This window comes from Caulobacter sp. SRI_014, from assembly GCF_057586315.1.
On sequence record NZ_JBYCZQ010000021.1, the window covers coordinates 1 to 2,121 of the forward strand.

Consider the following 2,121-nt stretch of genomic DNA (forward strand, 5'->3'; position numbering starts at 1 on the left):
CAGACCGGCTTGCCGGCCCCACCGTTTAGCGCCCGGTGGCGGCGAGAGGCGGCCTTCTATTTGGCCGCTCCGTTAGTGTCAACCGCCCGATTTTGTTTTTCTCGCAGACCGAAAGTTTCCGAAGAAACCGCCTGTCCTCAGAGACAAAACCTGCCACCCAGGGAAGCCGAGGCATCCCTCCAGGTCGCTGACCAAGTCGATTGAGGCTGCGGAACATACTCATCGCTGCCGGAATTGCAAGGGAAGAAATCCCCTGCCCTCGTTGGCGGCGCGAGCCGTGCTAAGCAGAGGCGCCTTCTATGGGGTCCCTGCCCGGCTGGCAACCCCGCTGACACAGATTCTTCGCAGAACGCTGGCGTCCCCGGCGGTCACGTCCGCTCCGGATAGGGCCGCCCGTCCTTGTGCCGATAGCCCTCCTCGCCTGGCCCGGCGACCATGTCGATGTCGGAGTAGGTACATACATCCAACGGACTTGAATTGCCGACCTCGAGCACCTTGGCCGGCCTGTCCGTCCGGTTGATCAGATGATGCCCGTCGGGATCGCCGCGCCGAAAGGCCGCGCAATCGCCGGCCCTCAAGGTCTCCTCGCCGGAATCGGTGACCAGCACCAGCTCGCCCTCGACCACCCAGACGAACTCGTCCTCATGCGTATGCCAGTGCCGCTGACTGGACCAGGCGCCCGGCTGGAAGACGGTCAGGTTGACGCCAAACTCGGTGAGGCCGGCGTGCTTGCCGAGCTTCTGATAGCTCTGCGGCATGCACGGCTCATGGAACGGCGCGGGATAGCTGCTACCCGTCTGCACCGGGACGGCGGCGAGATCGATCTTCTTGCTCATGCCTCCAGCCTACTGGCCGCCGCGAGCTTGAACCAGCCGCGCTGGTCTTTTCGCGGCGCTTGGCCTCTACTGCCCTATCCGCATGGGAGGGGCTTATGCGCGTGATCTGGATTGGCGGAATCGCCTTGGCGACCGCGGCCGGGATCCTGGTGGTCTGGCTGATCTTCTGCCCGGGCAGGCCGCCGCGTCTCCAGGCGCCCGAGGGCGTCACGCTTACCTACCTGCAGTCCATCTCGCCCCTGAAGGCCCGCATCCTGCTGACCTTGTCCGGGGTCAAGGGTGTGCCGGTACGCTATGCCATCGACTGTTACCGGATGGAGTATTCCGCCATCGACGCCCGCGGCCAGGTCCTGCAACTGAGCGGGCTCCTCGCCCTGCCCCGCGGCGTCGCGCCGCGCCGGTTGACCAGCTTCCAGCACGGAACCACCACGACACGCAGCGCCGTGCCGTCGAAGCCGGACGGCACAGGCCTGGCCGCCGCCATCCTGTTCGCCGGCAATGGCTATGCCTTGGTGGCCCCGGACTATCCGGGCCTCGGAGGCTCGACGGGTCGCCACCCCTACTATGTCTCGGATCCGGTGGCCGTATCGGTGGTCGGTATGATCGACGCTGCTCGCAAGGTGAAAGGCGTCCCGGGTAACGCCGTCTTCCTGTCGGGCTTTTCCGAAGGGGGCTGGGCCAGCCTGGTCGCCATGCGGAAGCTCGAGGCCGAGGGCAAGCCCGTGCTCGGCGCCGCGCCGGTCGCCGGCCCCTATGACCCAGACCGGCTCTCGCTTCGCGCGGCGATGAAGGGCGGGTCTCCCTCCCATTCCCTCTACCTGGCCTACGCGGCCTGGGGGCAGTCAGCCTACTATGGCCAGCGGCTGGACAGTGTGCTGACGCCGCAGCACGCCGCACTCACCGAGCGGCTGTTCGCGGGGGCCTCGCCGAAAGAAATCCTCAACGCCCTGCCGGCGGAGCCGAGGCGGATGTTCACCCCGGACTTTCTCGCCGCCTACGACGCCGGACGGCCCCATTGGTACACCGACGCCTTCCACAGCGCCGCCCTGACGGACTTCACGCCCCACGCGCCGCTCCGGCTCTACTACGGATCGCGTGATCTGGATGTCGTGCCGGACGAGGCCCTGATCGGCGCCAGGGAGATGCAGGCGCGGGGCGGCAATGCGAAAGCGATCGACGTCGGCGCCGTGGGGCATGATGCCTCCATGTTGGCCGCCGCGCCGCTGATCCTCGCCTGGCTGGAGGAGCTCGACACGGCCAGCCGCCGGTAAGCTCGGACCCAAAC

The 2,121-nt window shown here is 67.1% G+C and carries 2 protein-coding genes; one reads left to right on the plus strand and one right to left on the minus strand.

The genetic code is table 11. From position 1 onward, the window contains the following. Positions 1–368: 368 nt before the first annotated feature. On the minus strand, positions 369–836 hold the full coding sequence (locus AC2YG9_RS22425) for a cupin domain-containing protein (RefSeq protein ID WP_487300221.1): 468 nt from the start codon (positions 834–836) through the stop codon (positions 369–371). Positions 837–931: 95 nt separating this feature from the next. Between AC2YG9_RS22425 and AC2YG9_RS22430 the strand changes: the two genes are divergently transcribed. Continuing rightward, entirely contained in the window at positions 932–2,107 is a 1,176-nt protein-coding gene (locus AC2YG9_RS22430; protein WP_487300222.1) for an alpha/beta hydrolase, read from the plus strand. Positions 2,108–2,121: the final 14 nt, after the last annotated feature.